This window comes from Clostridium estertheticum, from assembly GCF_026650985.1.
Lineage (GTDB): Bacteria > Bacillota > Clostridia > Clostridiales > Clostridiaceae > Clostridium_AD > Clostridium_AD estertheticum_C.
Genome location: NZ_CP086239.1, coordinates 3620014 through 3643519 on the forward strand (window position 1 = coordinate 3620014; position 23506 = coordinate 3643519).

Consider the following 23506-nt stretch of genomic DNA (forward strand, 5'->3'; position numbering starts at 1 on the left):
TTCACATTATTTTATTGTAGTGACTTAGATATATTATAACCCAAATTATACTAATTTGGTAAATGGATTTTCGGAGGTCATTAACCCTGACATTATACAAACACCATCTGCACCTGCATTAATAGCCTTTTGAGCATTTGCAGGCAAAATTCCACCAATAGCATAAACAGGAATATTTACCAAACTACAGACTGATGATAAAAAACTTAAACCTCTTGGTGGAACGTCTTTTTTACAGTCAGTCTCAAATATATGTCCTGCTATAATATAAGTTGCACCTAAATTAACAGCTTCTATTGCTTCATTTACTGAGTGGATAGACACTCCAACTTCATTAAATTCTTTGCATATATCCGGTTTAGATTTTAAAACATGTAAAGGCAGATGAATCTTTTTACAATTAAGCTCTCTTGCTACTTTATAATAAGTGTGTAATATACACTCTGTATTATTTTCTTTACATATTTCTAATACCTTAGTTGCTAAATCCTTATAATCATTTTCAGATAAATCTTTTTCTCTAAGTACTATACTCACAGACTTAATCATTGTGTTTTTTTCATTCAATGAACATATGGCTTGTATCTGCTGTAAAAAGTCATTATTACAAAGATGACGATTAGTAATTGCAAGCAGTTTATACATATATATAATCACTCATAACTGATTGAAGACCATGATCCTTAATTACATCAGATATTTCTGCTACTGTACGTGGGTCCGAAATCTCAAATTGTTCATCACCTTTAGCCTCATCTTTAGCACTATGACCGCCTATTCCAACTGAAACTCCAGCTGAAATTTTAGTTGCTGCAAGTCCAATTACATTATCACGAAAACCAGCACGTTCACGAGTTGATATAGTAATATTTGCAAAAGGCAAAAATATTCTATATGCAGTAATTATCTGTAGCAGCTGCTTCTCATGTACATCTTTTGGATTAATTTTATCATTATTAATTATTGGACATAATCTTGGACATGAAAGAGCAATTTCAGCATGTGGATACTTACGTTGAAGAAGGTATGCATGAAGTCCTGTCGCTAAAGCATCCCTTCTAAAATCATCTAGTCCAAGAAGGGCAGCAAATCCAACACCGCGCATCCCACCTTTTAGTGCTCTTTCCTGTGCGTTAAAACGATAAGGGAAAACACGTTTGTGTCCCTCTAAATGTAATGTTTCATATTTATCTGAATTATAAGTTTCCTGGAATACAGTAACAAAATCTGCACCACATTTATGTACGTATGCATATTCATCTGAGTTCATTGGGTATACCTCAAGACCAACCACCTTAAAATATTTTCTAGCTATTTTACAAGCTTCACCAATATACGAAACATCAGACATACTACGACTTTCACCAGTGAGAATTAATATTTCTTGTAATCCAGTACTCGCAATACTTTGCATTTCTTTTTCTATTTCATCTGCATTAAGTCTCGCACGCTTAATTTTGTTGTAGCAGTTAAAACCACAATAAATACAATAGTTTTCACAATAATTAGAAATATAAATTGGAGTAAACATATAAACTGAGTTACCAAAATGCTTATGTGTTTCTACTTTAGCACGCTTAGCCATCTCCTCAAGAAAAGGTAACGCTGCAGGCGATAATAAAGCTGCAAAATCTTCAATATCTAATACATCTTTCTTAAGAGCCATAAGCACATTATGAGCTGTATATTTTTCAGAATCGTATGATTGCATTTTTGAGATAACCTGATCCATAACATTAGATTCAATCCGTTCCATACCTTCCATATATTCCATATGGTCAACACGTTGTTCCATTCAAATCTCCTCCTTAATCTTTAATAAATCCAGTTAATGGTGATGAAGCGCAGGCACCGTTATAAAGTACACTACCAAGCCCTGAAAGATATGCGCTTCTCCCTGCTTCTATTGCCTTCTTAAAAGCATCCGCCATAGCTGGAATATTGCCTGCCGACGCAATTGCAGTATTAACCATAATAGCGCTAACTCCCATTTCCATAGCTTCACAAGCCTGAGATGGCCTCCCAATTCCTGCATCTACAATAATTGGAAGTTCAATTTCATCAACCAAAATTTTAATAAAATCACGTGTACACAATCCTTTGTTTGATCCAATAGGTGCAGCAAGTGGCATAATAGCAGCAGCTCCTGCATTTACCATATCTCTTGCAACATTTAAATCTGGATACATATAAGGCATTACTATAAATCCCTCTTTTGCAAGAATTTCAGTAGCTTTTAATGTTTCATAATTATCTGGTAGCAGATATTTTGAATCACGAATAACTTCAATTTTAATAAAATCTCCGCATCCAATCTCGCGAGCTAGATGTGCAATACGAACTGCTTCCTGCGAATTACGAGCCCCTGATGTATTTGGAAGTAATGTAACATTTTTAGGTATATAATCTAAAATATTAGCGCTGCCTCCCAAATTAGCACGACGTAATGCTAAAGTAATAATCTGCGCACCAGCATTTTCAACGGCTGCATTTATTAGATCAAGTGAATATTTTCCAGATCCTAATATAAATCGCGAACTAAATTCATGTCCACCTATAATAAGTTTATCAGTATTATTTTCCATCTTTTATTCTCCTTCATTTTCTTAATCTTTCACTTTAAATATATTCTATCCTGAGTATTCATTTTTATATTTAAATCAGCCGCCTCCCATAAAACTTACAACTTCAATAACATCACCATCAGTTAATATTTTTTCATCATATTCAGTTTTAGGCACAATATATTCGTTACATTCAACTGCAACACAAGGAATTATATAACCTTCTCGTGCTAGATAATCAGATAACCTTAAATTATCAACATCGCTTACTTCATTGCCATTTATATATATCATAATTCCACCCCCCGAAATTTGTATACAACAAAAAAGGTCACACAAAGAACTACACCCGTGGTGGTGTACCCCTTCGTGTGACCTTAGTCATCACTCTTTAACACATTGTAACAACATAATTATATAATGTCAATATAGTTTTTTACTTGTTCTGCAATACTTAAAAAATGTATTTTTATATTCGCCAAGCAATTGTAAACCAATTTTAAAATATAGGTTGACATTTCACAGGATAAATTTTATACTAAATTTAAATTTATTTTTAAAATTATGGGGGTAAACTTGTATGGAAAAACTAGCTAAAGAAATTATTACTGGAAAGCGTTTAAAAAGAGATGATAATTTAGACTTTTTATTAACAACAAATTTAAAAGAACTTTGCTCAGGTGCTAATATCATTCGCGAAAAATTATGCGGAAAAAAAGTAGATCTTTGTACAATTATTAATGGACGTAGCGGAAAATGCAGTGAAAACTGTAAATTCTGTACTCAGTCTGCTCATCATAATACAAGCATTGAAGAATATGACTTTTTAAACCCAGATGTAATATTAGAAGATTGTAAAAAAAACGAGGCAAATGGCGTACATCGCTACTCTATTGTTACAGCCGGAAGATCCTTAACTGGCCCCGATTTTGATAAAGCAATAGAAGCCTATAAAAAGATGCATGATGAATGTAAAATTAACTTGTGTGCATCCCATGGTTTTTTGACAGAAGAAGAATTTATACGCTTAAAAGAAGCTGGCGTTACAATGTATCATGAAAATATTGAAACTTCTAAAAAAAACTTTCATAATATCTGCACTACTCATTCATATGAAGACAAAATCAAAGAAATTAAACTTGCTCAGAAGTCAGGACTTAAAGTTTGTTCAGGTGGAATTATAGGAATGGGTGAAACGTGGGAAGATAGAATTGATATGGCTATTAGTTTATCAGAACTTGGAATTATATCAATTCCAATCAATGTATTAATGCCAATAAAAGGTACTCCATTTGGCAATTTAGAAAGAATTTCTGAGGTCGATATTTTAAGGACAATAGCCATTTTTCGTTACTTAAATCCAACTTCTTATATTCGTATGGCAGCCGGCAGAACTTATTTTGCAGATGGAGGCTCAAAACTCTTCCTATCTGGTGCCAATGCAACACTTACTGGTGATATGTTAACTACTGTAGGAAATAATACTGATCAAGATAAAATTATGCTTACAGCACTTGGTTTTGATATTCAAAAATAGAAGGAGAATGAAGTTATGGAAAACACAAAGAAAATTAATATTCATCACTTAACATTGATTGGGATTATGGCGGCGGTTATTTGTATATTAGGACCTCTATCACTGCCTATTGGCATAGTACCAATTTCATTAACTAATCTTGCAATTTATTTTTCAGTATATGTACTAGGGCAAAAAAAAGGAACCCTTAGTTATATAGTTTATCTTCTCATAGGCCTTGTAGGGCTACCGGTCTTTTCAGGATTTTCTGGAGGATTTACTAAATTATTTGGACCAACAGGTGGATATCTAATTGGATTTATTTTCATGGCATTTATTAGTGGTATTTTCATTGACAAATTTTCCAACAAAATTTATATGTGTTTCCTAGGAATGATCCTTGGTACAATTGTTACATATATATTTGGAACAGCATGGCTAGCCTATCAGTTAAATATGACATTTAATGCATCCTTAGCAGTTGGAGTTCTTCCATTTATTCCAGGGGACATAGTAAAAATGGTAATTGCATTATTGATTGGACCTCAAATTAAAAAGAGACTTATAAGTGCTGGATTAACAGAATAAATAAAACAGAGACAGAGATTATAATCTTCTCTGTCTTTTTTGAATATCATTACCATATACACAAACTTCCGTTAATGCTGCAAAGTCAGTTAGTTCATCAGACTTTCTAAAATCCAATAATTTAATCCATCTTATAGTCTTTTTACTAAACCTTATATACTGTGCATCACTAGTTTTTATTGTTTCTACTATTTCGCTTGTACCATCTGAAAATTCTATTTTCAAAGACTTCCAATAAGTATCATGTGGAAAATCAGCTCTTAAATACAAAGCTATTTTATCCACCTCTACTTCTCTCCCAAAGTTAACTATGATTTGCGCATCTTCTCTTTGCCAAGTTCCCCAAGACTCATAAGGCCAGATACCATGTCCCTTATTAGATATTTGTCCATCAATCACATTCCTGGCTGCGAATACTGCTTCATTTCTTGTCTCTACATTAGCTGTTGAATGAGGGTAATATGTTGTATCCCCACGCTGATCAATTACATTTTTGGCTATATCCCTATATGTGTATATCTCCTCATTTTTAGCTATACGGACACTAATATTATGTTCTATGCCATTAAAAGTATTCTCAGAATATGCCTTAGCATCCTCACCAAACGGTATCTGAAATTCCAATGTATTTGAAGTTAAATATATTAGGGCCTCATCTAATTCATCATCTATTTTAATAATCAGATATTTATTTTCAGATGAGTTTGCAAAACAAATTTTATCACCCACTTTATAACTTTGTGCATAAACAATTGAAACTGCCTCATTCCCAGTTATTTCACTTATGGTATCATTGAATTTATCTCTTATCTCTATTTTTAACTCATTTATATTTGTTCCATCCATAATTATTCTCCTTATAACACTATTTCTTTTCCATTAAACAAGATAGTAATACAATTTTCTTTAATTTCTACAATAGGATTTTGATCACATTTAAAATCATTTGGAACATTTACATCACCAATAATAGCAGAAACTAAAATATGTTTTCCTCTATTAATTCTACTTGTTAATGTTGGTATAACTGTACGCGAATATAGGAGGTTTGTATTTGGTTCAGGTGTAATTATTACGACCTTTCGATCTCCATTATAATCAACAATACCAGTAACTTTGTTACCGAACTTATAAAATATCTTATCTTTAAAACAATATGACGTGCCAACCCCTGCCGGCGCAGAAAAAGCACCCTCTGCAGTATCTAATATACGATTAGTATTAATAACATGTATTCTAATATGCCATGGGGTTAAAGGAACAATAAAAGTTTTTATTTCAACATCATTCCAAGGTTTCCAAACTGATTCAATGTAATCTTGATTTATTTTATAGCTTTCAGAGCCAAAACGTGATCTATAATGTCCATCACACTCAGCTAATGCTAAGCAACTATCAAAGGCCCCTTGCTTTAATGATAATCCACCTTTAGGTACACTAAACCCGAATGTTGTTGAGTATACAAATTTTTCATACTTCGCATCTCCATGAGCATGCTCACTTGAATGCTGTCCGGAAGTAAATGCTTGGACTTCACTACCAGATTTATCGTGACAAACTATCATTCTTGGGCTAGGTTGTACACTCTTTTGTGTAAAAGTTAAATCTTCCTCCTCAGATGTCCAAAATGCATGACCACCCGGAATTGCTAAAACTAAAAATGTTTTTAACGCCCAATAAGGTGAACCTGGTGCATTATAACCTTCTGCCATGTTTAAATTCTGATACCCGTAACCTATAGTCAAAAGACCATCTAAAGAGAAGATATCACTTCTAAACCAGTATCTTAAATTCCTCATAACAATCCCTTTTATAACTCCCCAGTTCAAAGCTTCTACATCTGCATAAGCTAAAGCAGACCAGAAAGCTGATTGGGCAAACCTATAAGTTAAACTTCTTCCAAAAGGTATCGATGGTCCATCTGCCGAAAACCATTCTTTATACTCCTGTGCAAAAACACTTGCACGCTCTTTATATAGGATTGATCTCTTTGGATCTTCAGTCTCCATGGTTTTAGCATAAATTAAGCCATAAAAATGCATAGCAAAAGGAATATAATAATCAATTTGAGTCTCATATCCATCAAAATACCAACCATCATCTAAATAATAAGAATCTATACTATCAAGGTCATCTGAAACTGATTGTTTCGACCACTCTCTCCCACATTGTTTCATTGCAATATTTACAAGCACCCTAAAGAATAACCAATTTGTCTTAGGAATTACGTGATCATTAATTTGGATCAACCAATTATATAAATTATCTTGTTGATCTTTATTTAAAACATCCCAAAAGGTGTCCTTAGCCAAAATTAAAGATAAAGAAACTGAGGCCATTTCAACTAATAACTGGTCATAGTCATGAACTTTTCCAAAGTAAGATTTGCTTTTAGGATCAGTTCCTTCTATTAGACCTTCTACAAAATATTTTGATAACTTTGTACCCTCTTCAGACTTAGTTGTAACAAGAGGTCCTATTCCCCATAAAGGTCTTAAAAAAGCCTCGACTTCTCTTGCATTTTCATCATAAACCGATCCACTAGTACCCAAATGTAAATGTCCAGGTTTTTGCTCCTTTAGTAGTGGTATAAGAGGATTGCATATATCATATAGTGCATTTCTAAGATCCTCTTTAGTTTTAAGTGGATTATGTTTAATATTTTCATTATACATATTTATTTTACTCATGCATTCAACCCCTTGATTAAGAAATATTTTATTATTATTAATTTTAGTTATTACCAAAATAACATTTTTTCTCCATTTAGCATTGCTATACCTTCTGTAAAAAAGTAATCTCCATAAATTATTGGTACATCTAAGTTTTTTTGTTCTGGAAAATGTCCAGTTGCATGCTTAATTAAACCTTCTTCCTCTATATCATCATTTGTTGCACATTCATAATATAGATTCTTCAGCATGTTTTCCCCAGCCTCCATGTATAATGAAGATTCAAACTCGGGAACATATTTTGATAAAAGAAGTAACCCACATGCTGCTATTGCACCTGCTGAAGAATCAGGATATTTGTATTTTATCTCACCATCCTCGGGCAATCTAAAATCCCAAACAGGATATTTATCGTCTTTCATATTAGCAATAAAATAATGTGCTGTTTTTTTTGCTGCCTCCAAAAACTCATTATTTTTAGTATATTTGTAGGAAAGTGTTAGCCCATAAATTGCCCATGCACAACCTCTTGCCCATGCACTATTAACATCAAATCCTTGTCCTCCAGCCTTTTCAATCACTTCTCCTGTTTCCGAATCAAAAATAACCATATGCTGTACAGATCCATCTGCTCTTATGAAATTTTCTAGCACCATTTCACCATTCTTCTCTGCAACATGTTTAAACCTTGGGTCTCCTGTTTCTTCTGATGCCCAATAAAGTAATGGTAAGTTCATCATACAATCAATAATTACTACACCAGTATTGTCCTTATTTCCCTTCCAAGCATTCCAGGCACGAATATAGTTACCTTTTATATTAAATCTTCCCATCAAAAGATTAGCAGCAAGTAATGCTCTTCGCCTAGACTCTTTATTTCCTGTTATTTTATAATTAGCTAAGCTTGTTAGTATCCACATAAAACCCAAATCATGATCTATAATCTCCGTATCACAAAGTAAATGTTCCATTTTCATTTCACATTTTTCTGCAGTAATCTTTAATTTTTCATTCTTGTTTTTAAGATATACCTGCCATAACATTCCTGGCCAAAAACCCGCTGTCCACCATTGTTCGTTTTCTAATTTATAGTGTTTGTTTTCACTTACATGAGGAAAATTCACACCAATTCTATCATTATTTAATATAGTTTTCTCTTCAATAAAATTCCACGCCTCTTTTTTCCAATTAATCTCCATAATAAATTACCCCGCCCTATCCTATTGTTTTTATTTTTTGCTTCTTCTAATCATCTGCTAAAATTATTTCTCTTTTATTGGTGTTTTATATAAATTATTGTTGTTTATATAAATTAAATATACAAATATACTTACTAAAAAGATCACCGATAATAACGGTTTAAGTATTGTTATAAACAATATACTTAAAACAACAATGTTGTTTACAAAACCAATATAGAATTTTTTAAAGGTAAAGAAAAATGAGATCCTTAATATATCTTTAATGCTAGACTGTCTATTTTTCACAAGAAAAGTGAAATAATTAATAGCAGTACTTAAAACAATATTAAATATTATAAAAAGAATAGGAGTGAATATAATAACATATTTAGTCTTCATTAGAAAAAAGTAATCTAAGATAACAATAGTTAATATAATTAATGAAAATAACCAAACAGTAATTGTCTTTTTAAAAGATTGAATATAATATGTAAAAAAATCTTTTGTTACATTCAAATCCTTTTCTTTATGATATTTATTCAAACAAGATATTAATGCAACAAGAGCTGGACCCGTTGGAATAAGTGAAAGAGCATAAATCAAAATATGATTACTAGTAAAAGAAACTAAACCAACAACTATTAAAAATAATATATTGGTAACTGCAAAATAAATATTCATCATAAGGAAATAGTAAACAGCCTCAAATATTTTTGAATAGATACTATAATTCATAAAATTTTCTTTCTTCAAAAGTTATTCACTCCTTTCTAATTTACTAGGTATCTCTCGCCTCATAATTCACCTAGGTTACATTCAGACGAGAGCTTATTTTATCCCTTCATTCCTGATGTTGCAATTCCTTGAATAAAGTATTTTTGCAGTGTCAAAAACACTATAGCAATTGGTAAAATGGATACAACCGATGCTGCCATTATTAATGAATACTGTGCATCATACAAAGAAACAAACATTTTAAGTCCTAATTGAATAGTCTTGTTTTCTGTTGATGATAAGTAAATAAATGGACCCATATAATCATTCCATGTATTTACAAAAGTTAAAATAGTTAAACTAGCTAATGCAGGTTTACTTAAAGGCAACATTATTCTAAAAAATATTCCATATTCACTTAGACCATCAATTCTAGCAGCCTCACATAATTCGTCAGGAATAGTCATATAAAACTGTCTTAAGAGGAATACACCGAAGGCACTAAATGCCTGTAGCAATACTAAAGATACTAACTTATCTGTTAGTCCCATACTTCTCATCATAATGAATTGTGGTATCATATATGCCTGCCAAGGAACTGCAATAGTACCTATATATGCAAGAAATAATGCATCTCTACCTGGAAAACGAAGTTTAGAAAATCCATAGGCAGCAAAACTACTTGTAAGAAGTTGAAGTATAGTAATAGTTACACTTAAAATTACCGTATTTTTATAAAAAGTTGCAAATGGTATAACAGTCCATATTTTACTGTAGTTAATCCACTGAATTTTATTAGGTAACCACTGTATAGGAACTGTGAATACTTCATTATCAATTTTTAAAGATGATGAAATCATCCAGAAAAATGGCACTAATATTAACAAAGATAGTATTAACAAAAATGCGAATATAAAACCTTTTGCCAATAGCTCCTTATTTCCTTTCTTATTTGTTTTTAGATTCATAAGCAATTGAGATCACTCCTTAAACTTAAATATGTTTATTTTATACTTTAATTATTGTTATCATCTAATTTAAACTGAATAATTGTGATACCTAATACAATTACAAATAAAACAAGTGAAATTGCAGAAGCATACCCAAAGTTGAATTTTACAAATGCTTCATTATAAATTTCATATACTAATACATTTGTAGACCTTCCTGGTCCACCATTAGTCATAACCTGAATTAAATCAAAAACTTTAAAACTAGATATTGTAAGCATTATGGTAACGAAAAAGGTAGTCGGACGTAATATAGGAATTGTAACATTCCAAAATTGTTTCCACTTATTCGCCCCATCAATAGACGCTGCTTCATATAATTCTTGAGGTATACCTTGAAGTCCAGCAAGATATAAAATCATATAATAGCCCATACCTCTCCATACACTTGTAATTATGATAGCTGGCATAGCCCAACTAACACTAGAAGTCCATCCTGGAGGATTTAAAATTCCAATAGCTCTTAAAAACTGATTAATCGGTCCAAGTGTTGGGTGGAAAAGCATATTCCAAACAACTGCAACTGCAACCAATGATGTAACATAAGGAAAAAATATTGCTGTTCTAAATACTTTTACACCACGGATTTTTTTATTGAGTAATATTGCAAGCCCCAGCGAAAATATTAAACTTAATGGAACAACAAACACTGCGTAATAAAATGTATTAAACAAAGAAATCCTAAAAGTGTCATCTGAGAACATCTTTGTAAAGTTTGATAGACCAACAAATTTAGGTGGATTAAATGAATCCCATTTCATAAATGCTAAAATGAATGATGCTATAATAGGAATTAATGTAAATATGAAAAACCCAGCAAAATTAGGTATTATAAATGACCAAGCTGTCAAAAGATTTTTTCTGCTTTGTTTATTTCCTTTGCTCGGAAAATTTTTATTATTTATTGGTATAACTTCAACATTATTATCCATATACATTCTGCTTAGATTATAAAAACCCTCACAGACCTCCTCTCTATTCTAATAGAAGTGGTAGTGTATAATTTAATAAACCATACACTACCTATAAACCATTACTCTTTTATTTCTTGGAGTACTCTTTTAGACATACTTGCTATTGCCTTATCGATAGTTGAACCTCCGACCATAATCAAATCATGTTCTTCTGTAAGTATTTGATCTATTGCTGCCGAATGTTTATTTACTGGCATTTCAAGGGCAATTTTATCAGGTGAAAATGCTTTTTTAGAAATTGCATCTGTAGGCATTCCTTTTAAATCAAAATAACTCTTATTTATAACATCTGTTCTATAAGCTGGTACAACACCAACACTAGCGAGTACTGTAGCTCCCTTTTCGCCACTTGCGAAATCTAGGAACTTTTGTGCAGCTTCCTTTTGTTTAGAATTTTTATTGATAGCAAATGCTGTTGGAGAACCGAATGTTGTAACTTTACCATTAGCTTCATTTTGTGGCATTGCGGTTATTCCCCAATTAACATCAGTAGCTCCCTTTTTCTTTGAATTTAGGACACCTGCCATATACCATGTACCCATTGGAAGCATAGCAGCTTTTCCTGTTTCAAACTGTGAAGCATATGTGCTACTAGTTGATTTTGCAGTACCATACTCCATTGAAGAACCACTTTTCTGCATTTTCAAAAATGTTTCATAATAGGGTTTCATAAAATCATATTTTCCACTTACTAAATCTGAATTAGTCTGGGCACTAGCTGTCGCTTGAACAATTGAACGCCAAGTATGATTATATGCTCCATATTGTTTAGTAGATCCAGTACCTACTGTTAACTTTTGTGCTAGTGTTGCATATTGATCCCATGTTAAATTCTCTGGGTAAGCAATTTTTGCTTTATCAAACATAGTTTTGTTATAATATAAAACAAAGAAATCAGTTCTATAAGGCTGCGCATAATATTTGTCATCTATTTTAAGATAATCATATGCTCCCTTATAATTAGCATTTGCAACATTTGGTTTTACATGAGTGGTTAAGTCCTCTAATTGTCCACGGAATGCATAACCTGAATAAGAAGTAGTATTTTTCATTGTTAATACATCTGTTGAATCTCCTCCTGCAAGCATTGTAGTTACCTTATTATCATACTGAGATGCATCGATATCTATAGGCTTAATGGTTATATTAGGGTTAGCTTTGTGAAAAGCTTCAAATAGAGCCTTAAATTCTGGTGTGGTATCATAATTCCATGTGGTTACACTTAATTGTATTTTATCACTGCTACTTTTCTGAGTACTACTAGTCTTACTTGAACATCCTGCAAGTGTTGTCCCAATAATTGCGGTAGTTAATACCAATGTCATTAATTTTTTACTGATTTTCATCATTATTCCCCCATTTGTTTTAAATTTATATATAAAATCTTGCACATTAATGTTTAGTACAAGTTTCTATTTTAGTTTTTACCTAGTTAATCCTCATCTGCGATGCCATATTATTAAGTATCTATATAAAAAGTTAACTTACTACTATATGTTTTTGAAATAAAGCTTTTTCTAATTAATGTTCTGTATATTGTTTCGTAAGTTCCATAATGATTAGTAATTTTTTCTTGTAGTACTACTACATCGTCTAAATCACTGATATTGTCTAATGTTAAAGTCCCATAACTTCCAGTCCACTTTATAGTATTATTGTTAGTTATAGGTTTAATCTTACTTACAAAATTTTGATAAACTTTGTTATCCTTTTCATCAAATAACATATTATCTTTTATATCTATAAATTTTTTATGAGGATATATATCAAACTCTCTATTAAAACTAATCAGATTAGTAATAAGCGGGTATACGTTTTCTAAATTCATTGAAAAAGTTACTTTTTCTTTTGATCTATTTATAATTACATTAGAGGCCTTATAATTCCCAAAAATTTCTTCATTATCATTAATTATTGGAACACAGTGACCCATTGAGCGATTAACTAACATGTTATATCTTTTTTCATCATTGAAGTAATCTTTGGTATATTGCCCAGCGCCAAAATCAATTAAGAATAATTCATCTTTAAACCCCAAGACGAAATTACCTACATCATTATGATTATGAGAATCATTATTTTTTCCAGCTTTAGCTGCAAACAAAAATCCATTTTCTTCATTTATTATTAACCATTGCTCATCTTCAAAGTATTTTGTTTTAAACGTTGTATCACTGGAGTTTAAAGTACTATTTGTCCATATTAGATTTCTTGAAAGCTCTGCCCATCTATAACATTCATTATCGTAAAGCGAACTTACTTTTTTAGTATATGGAAGCGATACTGAAAATTGTTTTTTGCAATAACATAGAAGTCCTGTTGGTAACTCAGCAATTGTTGAATCTGCGAATTGTACAAATTTACCTCTGCCAATTTCCATACCCACTGGGAAATTAGCTATACTCTTTAACAATGGGTTTTCTAAATATTTATTGTTTTTAAAAGCCAATTTATATTTTTCTGCAAAGTAGCAATAGTATCCAAATCCGTATGCCCAGTAGCCAACTCCTTCTACGCAAGCCCCATCATTTTTAAAACCTTTTAAATAACTTTCTAAACATTTATCAACCTTTTGAAAAATCTGCTTTTGTCTTAATGGGTTGTCTCCTAACATACTTATAGCTGCCATTCCTACTGAACTTCCAATAACTGCACTCCAATTATTTTCTTTGTCTTCAAAATCCCATTTTTTATCTAGCAGTGGTGTAAACACTCTATTATTAATTTCATATATAATTCTGTCTTTAATTTCAGTAGAAAAAACTTCCTTATATAACTCGTAAAATTCTGCTAATGTCTGTGCTGTTTCAGCTGAAAATAAGTCTATACAGTATCTAGCATTTTTCTCATAAGTATTATCCTTAATTGTTAGATGAGCTGGCAAGCCCCACGTATATTCTGAGCATACTTGCCAGATAATGTTTTCTAAACATTCAATATCCCTTTTGTTTTTTTCGATTAACACGGATAATCCCATTACACTTAATAGCCTTCTTCTCTCAAAATACTGAGTTTCAAAAACGCTACGATTACCTTCCTTTAAATATATCTGATATCCTTTTAAATCGATGCTAGGAATAGTTTTCATCTTTAAAATATTATCTTTTGCGGCTAATATTTCCTCCACCAGTAATTTATTAATTGTATTTTCAATAAATTTCATAATTACTCCTTAATTCATAATTACATCAATTTCGTCTACTTGCACTAACCCATAATACGTTCCATAAACAGTAACTTTATCTCCTACTTTAACTGTTATTTTTTCTCCACAAATCATTTGATATTTCGTTCCATTATTATCTAAAATAAAGCGATCACTTTTAGTTACTATTTGTTTGTTTTTATTGTCGGTTTGAATAATTTTTCCTTCCATTTTGATATAAGTTTGCAATGGAACCTTTCCATTCTGATATTCTTCATTTTTATAACCTTTAGCTTTCTGCTTCAATTCCTGGTTAAGCGAAGTAGTTGTAACATTATTACTAGATGATTTTGCTGCTTTACTACACCCATATGAAGTGGCCGTTAGCATCATTATTAAACAAATAATTAAAATTTTTTTTATTGTGGAGGTGTTTATATTAATAAAAGTATTTATATTAATCGAAGTACCAATTTTCTTTTTTTTATTTAAGTTAATATAAATCAATAATTATAAGACACCTCCTTTGCAATTGTTTATATTTTGCTTCCAAAAATATCCGCTATACATTAGGAAACCGGTTTCATAGAGATTATTTTTTAAGCCCTAATTCTCTTAGGGTTTTGTACTACAAGATTTTCTTATTATAAGTTTTGTTTTAATAATTTTATTTTTAGGTGTTTCCTTATTTTTAATTACATCAATTATGGTATTTACAGCTTCTCTTCCAATATTCTCATAACTTTGGTACACCGTTGTAAGTTGTGGACTAACAAGTTCTGAGATATATGTTCCATCAAAGCCTGTCACTGAAATATCTTTTGGAACCTCGATGCCCGCTGATTTTATAGCCCTAATTGCTCCTATCGCTACTAAATCATTTATACCAATAACTGCTGTAGGAACCTTTTTACCCTTAAGAAGTTTCTCCATTGCTGTGATACCACTTTCAATAGAAAACCCTTCGTTAACTATAAAAGTTTTGTCCACTTTTATCCCATACTTTTTTAAGGCTTTTGAATATGCCATGTGCTTTATTGAAGTTGAAGTTGAATTTGTTATGCCTCCTAAAATAGCAATATCCTTATGTCCAAGCCCCACTAAATAATCAACTATTTTAATTATGCCATCTTCTTCATCAGTAATAATCTTGTAACTATCTACTCCCGTCATCTTCCCATTTATAATCACAAACGGTATTTTACTCGCAAGTCTTTGTAAATCTAATACATAGTTTATGTTTGTTTTTACTGCATTCACTCTGTGACCCATAAAAATTACTCCATCAACTTGCTTTTCTGATAATGATTTTATGTGTAACGCTTCAACTTTCGAGCTATCCATAGAATTGCATAAAATCATTGAATAACCAAATTCTAAAGCAGCTTTCTCAGCTTCTAAAAACACTGTTGAAAAGAAAGGATTGGTTATATCAGGTAAAATAACCCCTATCATCATTGATCTTTTTTTAAACAAACTTCTTGCTACTGCATTAGGTTGAAAGTTATGTAATTTTATTATTTCTAGCACTCTTTCTTTTTTATCTTCCTTTACTTTAGCACTACCTGTCAAAACTCTTGACACTGTTGCGGGTGAAACATTAGCTTCTTTTGCTATATCATAAATTGTTGTATCCTTTTTTATAATTTCATCATTTTTCATTTATTTGTTTCCCTTCTACACTTCTGAAATAAGTTTTGAAACCCGTTTCAGTCCTTAATAAGATAATACATTTTCTATATAGCTTTGTCAATAGTTTTTTTAAATAATTTAGTTGCTCCTAATTCTACTATCCATCAATGTGGCCAAGATATCCTATTTTTTCATTACCTATGGGTGCCGGTGTTGACCATAATCCGTTAAGTGAGGTGGCATATGAATATTTTTGTTGGTTTGTATACCAACCTGGACACCCAGAGGTTATGATGTAATAATTTAAATAGTCTTGTATTTGTATTACTACCATAATGAAAATCACTCACCTTAACATGAATGTTCTATTTAGAGATAATACTTATTTCACTTAGCCCTAACTTCTCTCCTTGAGCCTTTATTTTTATAATACCTTTTTCGGTAGTAGATGAAATGTATACTAAAAGTTTTCCATTATAGGCTCTTCTATGAGGTAATGAACAAGTTGTGATATCTTCTAAATTTCCATTTTCCAATCCCAATAGTTTAGCTGGCCCTTCTATAGATACATGGATTAAATCCTGAGCATTATGAATAGTATTCCCATCAAGATCTATAATATTTAATTCAATATGAGTCATATCCAAACCATCAGAAGCTATAACCTCATCTTTGCACTGTAGTCTAATTCCAGCTGCAGCACCGGCAGTTATTAAAATATCTTCGTATACCTTCCCCTCACCATCCGTGGAAATAGCTTTTAATATGCCTTTTTCAAAAGGTACTGTCCATGTTATATAATTTTCATCATAATCCTTAACATTTCTTATCCCCAAAGATTTTTCATTTAAAAACAATTCTGTTTTTTCGCAATTTGTAAAGCAAGCAACTTTAACTTCTTCATTATTTATAAAATTCCACCTAGCTGACAAGTCCTCGGTCTTGAAATTAGTAGCAAATATCTTTATCATAGGTTTATTTGACCATATGCTTTTACGAAAATAATAACTAGGTTTCTCAAATCCAGCAACATCAAGTAAACCTGCCTGAGAGCCATGGGAAGGCCAAATTTTTGTCTCCCCAAGATAATCTATACCAGTCCAAAGAAATTGTCCAGAAATGTATTCATTTTTTTCAACTGCCAGCCATTGCTCTAGCCCTTTTCCATTTTCACTTCCCATAAGAATTCTATTGGGATATTTTTTATGATCCTCCTTATAAAGATGTTCTTTATAATTATATCCAACTACATCAAGACAATCTGCATAGCCAGTAAAATTAGAAAGTTCAGGAAATGCCAATGCAGCTGTTACAGGCCTTGTTAAGTCATAGTTCTTTACTATAGAAACCAACTCTTTAGCAATACTAGCTATTCTTTGCGCATTTGGCTTATTAGGATCATATATCCTTTCAGCCGCTGGTTTATTTTCATCATTATTACCTGTCATCGTTTCAAAGAATGGATGACCATATGGATCATTTGGATAATCTATTTCATTCCCAATACTCCATAATATAATAGATGGATGATTTCTATCTCGTAAAATCATTGTAGCAATATCTCTCTCATGCCACTCGGGGAAATCTTCATAGTATCCGTAGTGAGCAGGAGGATACACATTATGACCTTTTGACCACTTGTTTTTTACACCTTCCCATTCATCAAAAGCTTCATCTATAACAAGAAAACCTAATTCATCGCACAAATCATATAATTCAGGCATATGTGGATTATGGCTCATGCGAATAGCATTACAACCCATTTCCTGCAAACTCAAAAGTCTTCTTTCCCATACCTTCTTTCTTACAGCAGCACCTAAACACCCCGCATCATGATGAACACAAACTCCTTTTAGTTTCATACTTTCTCCATTTAGTAAAAAACCTTTATCAGCATTAAACTCAAATGTACGTATTCCAGTTATTATTTTTTCCTGGTCTATGATGATTCCATCTTTTTCGATAACAGTAAAACAAGTATATAGGTTAGGTGTATTTATTGACCATAATTTTGGCATATCAACGAACATCTCTTTGTTGTTAGCAATATTTCCCCTAGCCAGAACTGTTTGTTCTCCTTCTATAAACGATACTAAGTTATCCTTATCATCATAAATAAAATTCTTCACTTTGACTTCTATATCTTCATCAGTTGTATTAATTACTGATGTTTGTACAGACATTTTAGCTTTTTCATTACTAACATTCTTTGTAGAAATAAAAACTCCATGGCTATCAATACAAATTTTGTTTTTAACTTCTACTGTGACTTTTCTATATATTCCTGAACCTGTAAACCATCTTGAATCTTCAATGCATTTGTGGTCAACCTTTACGGTTAAAACATTAGGCATATCGCCAAAACAAGCAAAATCAGTAATATCATAAATAATTTCAGTATACCCATTTGGCCTTTTCCCTACGTAATAACTATTGCACCAAACCATACTGTTATTATAGACTCCATCAAAGGTTACATAAACTCTCTTTCCTTCTAATTCCTTAGGTAAAAAAAACTTCTTTCTATAAAAACCGATTCCTCCAGGTAAATATCCCGTGCCGCTAGAGTTTTTGATATCAAAAGGATAGTTAACTGACCAATCATGAGGGATATTAATATTTTCCCATGAGGTATCGTCAAAACCTTTCTGCCATGCATTTGTTTCATCAGTTAACTTAAATTTCCAGTCAAGATTTAGATTGAATACTGTTCTAACGTTGTTATTATTCATTATTATCACCCTTTACAAATTACAGATTGAAAAAGCACCAGACTGCAATAAATTTATTTGTTTTCCTTCCACTCTTGTTAAGAGATTTATGAAACCCGTTTCATTCCTTGATAGGATAATACATTTTTTGTATGACTTTGTCAATAGTTTTTTATAGCATTCCATTACAGACAGTATATCAAAATGACTCAAATTTAATAAAAGATGAATCTGTAGTCTGACCAATGTCCTGTTTTATTCCTCTTTTGTGAAGACAATACCAAATGCTAATCCCATTAAATTAATGCATAAGAAAACCCCCGACTAATTTATTAATTAGTCGATGGTTTTACTGATGGAGGCGAAACGTGTCTTGTAGTGCGTGTCTGCCACGTGCCATAGCTAAATTAACACCTTGACCTATATAAGAGCTAAAACATTGTACAATTACAATAGCAATTACTAATTTGAATTTAATAGAATACAAAGTAGCATTTAAAAATTTTGTCTTTATGCATAATTTAATTATCCTCTCTTTTAATTAAGCCATATAAAATAATATTGTTCATTGCTTTGAGTGCAGAATCAAAGCTGACCTGACTCTTGGCAAGAAATTCATAGTCTAAGAGCTTTTTTAAGGTTTCATTCAGCATTAACTTGAGTATAACAGTATCTATTTCTTCAAGTTCCCCATTTTTTATACCTTGCTCTATCAATTGAATAACTGCATCCCATATAGTATTCAGATGATTATTTACTTTCTCCCACAAATAGGGATAATATCGTTGAAGATCATCCATATGTCTAATAATAGACCCGAGATTGTACGCATCCGGTATATTGTTAAAATAGAGTTTGATTTTTTCTTGAAACGTAAGCTCATTATTTTCAAGTATTTCAGCATCTGAGGTAATTATTTCACTAAAAACGAATTCTATCGTTTTTTCTATAATTTCATCTTTGGTAGAAAAATAAGAATAAATCGTACGTTTACTCGTACCGAGTTCTCTTGCCAAATCTTCAGTCGTAAATCGAGATCCTTTGCTTGCAAAAAGTTTTAAAGTTTTTAGATATATATTTTTCTCCATATACTTACATTCCTTCCCCTAACATCGCAGGTACTGCTTTAGGATTTACAGTACCATTGTATTTACTAGAGGTTCTTTTGTCAATACATAAAATTATAAAAAAAATCAAATTTAACTTTTCTATTTTCCTATCTCGCCTTGCCTCAGTTGCCGTTTCATGTATTGACAAAAACAATTATAGTAATTATACTGGTACCATAAACATAAATTTGGTACCGAGAGCTGCATAGTAAAGGATTAATTTAACGTGGAACCAAACAATAAAACGAAAAGATGAATCTGAGAATTTTATAATTAAAAGTAATTCAACATATACATATATCAGAAATTAATGAGAAAAAAGCTAAAAAGGAGTTGATTAAATGATTTCTAAAAGTAGGGTAAGTGGAATAATACATATTGTGGGCGGGGTACTCGCTATAGCTGCACTTGTATTATTAGTTGTATTTTCGTCTCTAAAAGCTACGGCTTGGCATATAGTTTCATTTTCAATTTTCGGAACAACATTAGTATTACTTTATACAATGAGTTCCTTATATCATATGTTACCCGTAGGTTCTAAAGTTCAGAAAGTATTTAGATATTTTGACCATATGGCAATATATCTTTTAATTGCGGGTACATATACTCCTATTGCATTAATACCTTTAAGGGGTTGGTGGGGATGGAGTATGTTTGGAGTCATATGGGGTTTGGCTGTAATAGGTATTATATGGAAATCTATATCGACGGGTAAATCAAGAAATGTATCAACTATACTATATGTATTAATGGGTTGGGTAATTATAATTGCATTTCATCCAATGATTAAAACTATACCTATCGGTGGTCTTTTCTGGCTCGTTTTAGGCGGAATTTTTTATAGCATCGGGGGTATTATTTATGGATTAAAAAAGCCTAATTTCAATATACCTTGGTTCGGTTTCCATGAAACATTCCATGTATTTATAATTTTAGGTAGTTTTTGTCACTTTTGGATGATGTTCAATTATCTTATGTATATACGTTAAATTTTTAGACTATTTGGCGTATATCATTGTAAACACTAGGTTTAATGGTAATTTGAACTGTTAAAAGCGGTGACATCATTGGCACAAAAAAAAATCCATAAAAACGATATAATATCGCTTTTATGGATCCTGCCTGCATTACCAGTAACATGTCCCGTTCTTTATTTGCTAATATTTTCTATTTTACTCTAGATTTTTTTCATCTAACAAGTAAATTTTATCAGCATATTTAGACTCATCTGAAATCTTGAGTTCAGAATTTCTAATCGCTTGTTTAACCTGAGCACCAGCTATATTAGGTTTGACAATACACCCAGCTCCAGCCACGCATCCACCCGGACACGCCATTCCTTCAAGGAGATATCCATCATACTTTCCTTTTGCGGCATCATTACACATCTCTCTGCATTCTCTCAGACCATTCGCAGCTTTAATCTTTACTTCAAGCTCTGGATGTTCTTTTGTTATCAAATCAGCTACAGCCTTAGCAACTCCACCTGCAACCGCAAAGCCTCTTCCTGAACCAGTTGCTTCATTACTCAAGCTTATATCTGTACCAATTATTTCTACTTCTTTGGCTTCAAGCATTCCAGATAACTCCTCAAAAGTAATTACAAAATCCACTTCACTTTTCACGCTTTTTCTGGAAGCTTCTAATTTTTTCGCGCTACATGGTCCAACAAAAACAATCTTTGCATCTTTATGTTTTTCTCTCACAAATCGAGCAGCAAAAACCATTGGAGTCAAAGTCATTGAAATATTTTCGGCATGCTGCGGATATAATTTTTTAGCCATAACAGACCAAGCAGGGCAGCATGAAGTACCCATAAATGAAAGTTTTTCAGGTACATTTTCTATAAAATCATTTGCCTCCTCAATTGTACAAATATCTGCACCAATCGCAACTTCAACAACATCTTTAAATCCAAGTGTAGTCATCGCTGTTTTAAAATCATTAAATCCAACATTTTTACCAAACTGACCCAAATATGACGGAGCTACAATTGCAATTACTTCTTCCTTTTTATTAATTGCCTGAATTAGTTGGAATATTTGGCTTTTGTCAGATATTGCTCCAAAAGGACAATTTACCAAACACATTCCGCAGCTAACACATTTATCATAATCTATTGATGCTCTGCCATATTCATCTGTATATATTGCATCCACCCCACATGCCACGGCACATGGTCGCTTATGTTTTATTATTGCTGAATACGGACACGCTTTAGCACATAAACCACACTTTATACATTTTTCCTGATCAATAAAACTTTTCCCATTAACTATACTAACTGCGCCTTTAGGACAGACTTCTACACAAGGGTGCGCTAGGCAGCCACGGCACATATTTGTAACTTCATAGCTATTGGTTGGACAAGAATTACAGGCAAATTTTATAATGTTTACAAGTGGCGGTTCATAATATTTTGAAGGTTTTGTTGCCTCCTCTAGCCCCTCCGTAATTGCTCTTGATTTATCATTTAATCTTAAATTTAGTCCCATTGCCAAACGGATTCGCTCACTAACTATTGCTCTTTCAAGAAATGTACTTTCTCTATACTTACCCACATCTCCAGGAATAATCTCATATGGGATATTTCCCATTTCTTTTAAATTATCTTCAAAAGCCATCTTACTTACAGCAGTAAAAACTTTGTGTCTAATATTAGCAAGTGTTTTATATTCGTATTTCATTATAACTCCTTTTTTTGCTTTAATATTTATAAAAACTATATGTATTCTTCAAGAATTTCACTATCAAGTATCACAATTGACACATTAACGATAGTATATGGCTCGTTTCAAAACCCAAGTATATTATATCGTACTAAAATAACCATGTCTATTGTTATATTTTATTACTTTATCCATCCCACCCATAAAGAGAGTGGGCTTTACACATAAATTCTTGTAACAATTTAGTCAATTTTGTTTGTGTATTTATTTTGCTTACATTACCAAGTAAAAACTAGTCACTTCGTTCCAGTTTTTACAACGTGGCCAGCTGTATGACCTAAAAAATGTATATTAAAAATTAGATTACAAAATTATAGTTACTTCATTGCCTTCCTGTGATTTTACTTCCACCAGTTTCAGTCCCTTGTAGCTTTTCAAATACTTCAAGCTTTTTGCAAGTACATTAAAATCTATACATTCTAGTATTTCTTTTGTCTGAGCATCAATATGCTTATCTATCCTCTTAAATACAAAATCAGCTATTTTGCAAGCAGCACCTGCAATACTTAAGGGCACAGGAATAAAAAACTTCCTGCCTGTTTTTTCTCTTATATAAATTCTCATAGATAATAGTCACCTCCGGTGCTGTTACTCAACTACAATTTCTACAATATCTCCCTTTTCACTTTTCACGTCTACAATCTTTCCATCTAATCCCTCGGCTACAGCTTGGAGAATAGCCTGTATATCTATGTCCTCAATGCCTTCTACTCCTTCTATCTTAGGTATTCTCTTAATAGCACTTCCTAAAGTTTTTATAAACTTTACAGGTATATTTACATTTACGTTATCTCCAGTTGATGAATTAACCTTAATTTTAAGTATTTTATCTGCATTGTTCGCAGTAACTGGAACATTTTTTTTTGTTGCGTTTAAAGCTTCTATTAACTCCCCGGCTTTTTGCGAATCAATTTTTCCCTCTTCCAACATTTTTAATACTCTCATTACCTCTTCATTCATT

Annotated in this window: 23 protein-coding genes; 3 read left to right on the top strand and 20 right to left on the bottom strand. The window is 31.9% G+C overall.

Features of this window, described 5'->3' with window-relative positions; translation table 11 throughout:
* Positions 1-45: 45 nt before the first annotated feature.
* From LL038_RS17375 to thiS, 4 genes are all read right to left on the bottom strand, one after another.
* The gene (locus tag LL038_RS17375; RefSeq protein ID WP_216127288.1) at positions 46-645 is read right to left on the bottom strand and encodes a thiamine phosphate synthase; all 600 of its coding nucleotides are present in this window, start codon (positions 643-645) and stop codon (positions 46-48) included.
* The gene (gene thiH, locus LL038_RS17380) at positions 638-1795 is read right to left on the bottom strand and encodes a 2-iminoacetate synthase ThiH (RefSeq protein ID WP_216127286.1); all 1158 of its coding nucleotides are present in this window, start codon (positions 1793-1795) and stop codon (positions 638-640) included. Before thiH ends, LL038_RS17375 begins: the two co-directional genes overlap by 8 nt.
* A gap of 13 nt (positions 1796-1808) precedes the next feature.
* On the bottom strand, positions 1809-2585 hold the full coding sequence (locus LL038_RS17385; protein WP_216127284.1) for a thiazole synthase: 777 nt from the start codon (positions 2583-2585) through the stop codon (positions 1809-1811).
* 75 nt (positions 2586-2660) lie between these two features.
* Positions 2661-2858 carry a sulfur carrier protein ThiS gene (gene thiS / locus LL038_RS17390; protein WP_216127282.1) on the bottom strand — a complete coding sequence of 66 codons (198 nt, stop codon included), beginning with the start codon at positions 2856-2858 and terminating at the stop codon, positions 2661-2663.
* Between the two features lie 286 nt (positions 2859-3144).
* Here thiS and bioB point away from each other — a divergent pair, with 286 nt between their 5' ends.
* Both bioB and LL038_RS17400 read left to right on the top strand, forming a co-directional pair.
* A complete protein-coding gene (gene bioB / locus LL038_RS17395; RefSeq protein WP_216127279.1) occupies positions 3145-4101 on the top strand; it encodes a biotin synthase BioB in 957 nt (318 codons plus the stop codon).
* Positions 4102-4116: 15 nt separating this feature from the next.
* Positions 4117-4668 carry a biotin transporter BioY gene (locus tag LL038_RS17400; RefSeq protein ID WP_216127276.1) on the top strand — a complete coding sequence of 184 codons (552 nt, stop codon included), beginning with the start codon at positions 4117-4119 and terminating at the stop codon, positions 4666-4668.
* Between the two features lie 18 nt (positions 4669-4686).
* Here the strand turns inward: LL038_RS17400 and LL038_RS17405 are convergent, their stop codons facing one another.
* The 13 genes from LL038_RS17405 to LL038_RS17465 form a co-directional block, all read right to left on the bottom strand.
* Positions 4687-5514 (bottom strand): discoidin domain-containing protein, encoded by an 828-nt coding sequence (locus tag LL038_RS17405; RefSeq protein ID WP_216127273.1) that lies wholly within the window; start codon positions 5512-5514, stop codon positions 4687-4689.
* 11 nt (positions 5515-5525) lie between these two features.
* Positions 5526-7358, bottom strand: a complete 1833-nt coding sequence (locus tag LL038_RS17410; protein ID WP_253200362.1) for a DUF2264 domain-containing protein — start codon at positions 7356-7358, stop codon at positions 5526-5528.
* Positions 7359-7408: 50 nt separating this feature from the next.
* Entirely contained in the window at positions 7409-8539 is a 1131-nt protein-coding gene (locus LL038_RS17415; RefSeq protein WP_216127270.1) for a glycoside hydrolase family 88 protein, read from the bottom strand.
* Positions 8540-8602: 63 nt separating this feature from the next.
* Entirely contained in the window at positions 8603-9274 is a 672-nt protein-coding gene (locus LL038_RS17420) for a DUF624 domain-containing protein (protein WP_216127268.1), read from the bottom strand.
* 80 nt (positions 9275-9354) lie between these two features.
* Positions 9355-10203 (bottom strand): carbohydrate ABC transporter permease, encoded by an 849-nt coding sequence (locus LL038_RS17425; RefSeq protein ID WP_216127315.1) that lies wholly within the window; start codon positions 10201-10203, stop codon positions 9355-9357.
* 47 nt (positions 10204-10250) lie between these two features.
* Positions 10251-11177, bottom strand: coding sequence for a carbohydrate ABC transporter permease (locus LL038_RS17430; protein ID WP_216127266.1), 927 nt, complete (start codon positions 11175-11177; stop codon positions 10251-10253).
* A gap of 101 nt (positions 11178-11278) precedes the next feature.
* Positions 11279-12565 carry an ABC transporter substrate-binding protein gene (locus tag LL038_RS17435; RefSeq protein WP_216127265.1) on the bottom strand — a complete coding sequence of 429 codons (1287 nt, stop codon included), beginning with the start codon at positions 12563-12565 and terminating at the stop codon, positions 11279-11281.
* Positions 12566-12678: 113 nt separating this feature from the next.
* On the bottom strand, positions 12679-14382 hold the full coding sequence (locus LL038_RS17440) for a heparinase II/III family protein (RefSeq protein WP_216127264.1): 1704 nt from the start codon (positions 14380-14382) through the stop codon (positions 12679-12681).
* A 9-nt stretch (positions 14383-14391) separates the two neighbouring features.
* Positions 14392-14871, bottom strand: coding sequence for a hypothetical protein (locus tag LL038_RS17445; protein ID WP_216127262.1), 480 nt, complete (start codon positions 14869-14871; stop codon positions 14392-14394).
* 108 nt (positions 14872-14979) lie between these two features.
* A complete protein-coding gene (locus tag LL038_RS17450) occupies positions 14980-16026 on the bottom strand; it encodes a LacI family DNA-binding transcriptional regulator (RefSeq protein WP_216127247.1) in 1047 nt (348 codons plus the stop codon).
* A 127-nt stretch (positions 16027-16153) separates the two neighbouring features.
* A complete protein-coding gene (locus LL038_RS17455; protein WP_216127244.1) occupies positions 16154-16330 on the bottom strand; it encodes a hypothetical protein in 177 nt (58 codons plus the stop codon).
* A 31-nt stretch (positions 16331-16361) separates the two neighbouring features.
* The gene (locus LL038_RS17460) at positions 16362-18728 is read right to left on the bottom strand and encodes a glycoside hydrolase family 2 TIM barrel-domain containing protein (RefSeq protein ID WP_216127241.1); all 2367 of its coding nucleotides are present in this window, start codon (positions 18726-18728) and stop codon (positions 16362-16364) included.
* Between the two features lie 500 nt (positions 18729-19228).
* Positions 19229-19795, bottom strand: a complete 567-nt coding sequence (locus LL038_RS17465) for a TetR/AcrR family transcriptional regulator (RefSeq protein WP_216127238.1) — start codon at positions 19793-19795, stop codon at positions 19229-19231.
* Between the two features lie 362 nt (positions 19796-20157).
* Here LL038_RS17465 and trhA point away from each other — a divergent pair, with 362 nt between their 5' ends.
* The gene (gene trhA, locus LL038_RS17470) at positions 20158-20805 is read left to right on the top strand and encodes a PAQR family membrane homeostasis protein TrhA (RefSeq protein ID WP_253200070.1); all 648 of its coding nucleotides are present in this window, start codon (positions 20158-20160) and stop codon (positions 20803-20805) included.
* A gap of 183 nt (positions 20806-20988) precedes the next feature.
* Here trhA and LL038_RS17475 read toward each other — a convergent pair whose 3' ends face one another.
* The 3 genes from LL038_RS17475 to LL038_RS17485 form a co-directional block, all read right to left on the bottom strand.
* Complete coding sequence (locus LL038_RS17475; protein WP_216127232.1) at positions 20989-22503, bottom strand: 4Fe-4S dicluster domain-containing protein; 1515 nt, start codon at positions 22501-22503, stop codon at positions 20989-20991.
* A gap of 345 nt (positions 22504-22848) precedes the next feature.
* The gene (locus LL038_RS17480; RefSeq protein WP_216127229.1) at positions 22849-23109 is read right to left on the bottom strand and encodes a hypothetical protein; all 261 of its coding nucleotides are present in this window, start codon (positions 23107-23109) and stop codon (positions 22849-22851) included.
* Between the two features lie 24 nt (positions 23110-23133).
* Complete coding sequence (locus LL038_RS17485) at positions 23134-23505, bottom strand: SHOCT-like domain-containing protein (RefSeq protein WP_216127214.1); 372 nt, start codon at positions 23503-23505, stop codon at positions 23134-23136.
* Between the last annotated feature and the right edge of the window lies 1 nt (position 23506).